Source organism: Nocardiopsis sp. TNDT3 (genome assembly GCF_003427465.1).
GTDB lineage: Bacteria > Actinomycetota > Actinomycetes > Streptosporangiales > Streptosporangiaceae > Nocardiopsis > Nocardiopsis dassonvillei.
Window position 1 is genome coordinate 1 of sequence record NZ_QPFC01001276.1, and the last position, 1,264, is coordinate 1,264.

Sequence of the window (1,264 nt, forward strand, 5' to 3'; positions counted from 1 at the left end):
CTCCTGCGGGGGGAACTCCACGGGGAGCCGGACGGGGGACCAGGACAGGGCCGACAGCCGCCAGCGCAGCTGGTCGGGCGGGACGGCCAGGCGCAGTCCGGGCAGGCGGGTGAGCAGGACGCGCACCGCGACGCCGACGACGGTGGTCGCCTCCTCGATGGCGGGGCACCGGTGCGGCCCCGCGCCCCAGGCCACGTGCGCCCGGTTGGCGGTCTCCTCCATCCGCTCGGCGTTCTCCCGGGCGAAGAAGTGGTTCGCCGCGGCGAAGGCCATCAGCACGGGGGACCCGGCCCCGATCACCCGGCCGTCGTCCAGGGGCACGTCCACACGCGGGTAGAGGACGGGGAAGTTGGTGATCGGCGGGTCCCGCCACAGCACGCGGTCGAGGGTCTCGGCCAGGGAGGCGTCGGAGGGCGGGGGCGCGCCGGGCCCGGAGGGTCCGGTCAGGCAGGCGCGCAGGACCGCGTCGATCAGGTGCGCGGTCGGCTCGTTGGCGGCGGCGACCAGCAGGAGCTGCATGACCGCCTCCTCGTCGCTGAGGGCGGCGCGGTGCCGGATCATCCGCGTGGTGAGGTCGTCGGCGGGTTCGCGGCGCCTGGCCGCCACCGCCTCCGACAGCACCCGCTCGGCCTCCGCCCCGGACCTCTGCGCGTCCACGCCGAGCCACAGGTCGCGCACGGCGGCGGCCAAGCGCGTGCCCTGCTCCTCGTCGAGGCCGAGGAGGTCGTTCATGACCAGCGGCGGCAGCACGCGCGCGTACTCGCCGAGGAGTTCGGCCCGCCCCCGCGCGCGGAACTGGTCGATGAGCCGGTCGGCGTAGCGGCTGGTGGTCCGGCGCAGGCGTTCGGCGCCGACGCCGCCGAGGACGTCGGTGAGGACCCCGCGGTAGCGCTCGTGCTCCGCGCCGTCCACGTACAGGGCGCTGGCGCGGGGGGCCAGCATCGGTGTCAGCGCGGAGCCCGGGCCGACCCGCCCCTCGCTGAGGTCGCGCCACAACCTGGAGTCGTGGCTGAACGCGGTGGTGTCCCGGGACCAGGAGATGAGGGTGGCGTAGTCGGTGACCAGCCATCCGTGCACGCCGGGTTCGATCTCGACCGGGACCACGGGCCCGTGGTCGGCGCGCATCCCGGCGTACACGGAGTAGGGGTCGGGGTGCGGCTCGTTGCGGTGCAGCGCGGCTCGGGGACATCCAGAGGACACGGGTACCTCGGTTGGGGGGATCGGGTACGGGCTGGTCCGCGCCCCCCACGCGGGAGGTCGGGGG

The 1,264-nt window shown here is 75.6% G+C and carries 1 protein-coding gene; it reads right to left on the reverse strand.

The genetic code is table 11. The features are described 5' to 3' along the window. Nucleotides 1–1,137, reverse strand: a 1,137-nt coding sequence (locus DQW06_RS26800) for a cytochrome P450 (protein ID WP_232833173.1), incomplete at its 3' end; no start/stop codon positions are given. Between the last annotated feature and the right edge of the window lie 127 nt (nt 1,138–1,264).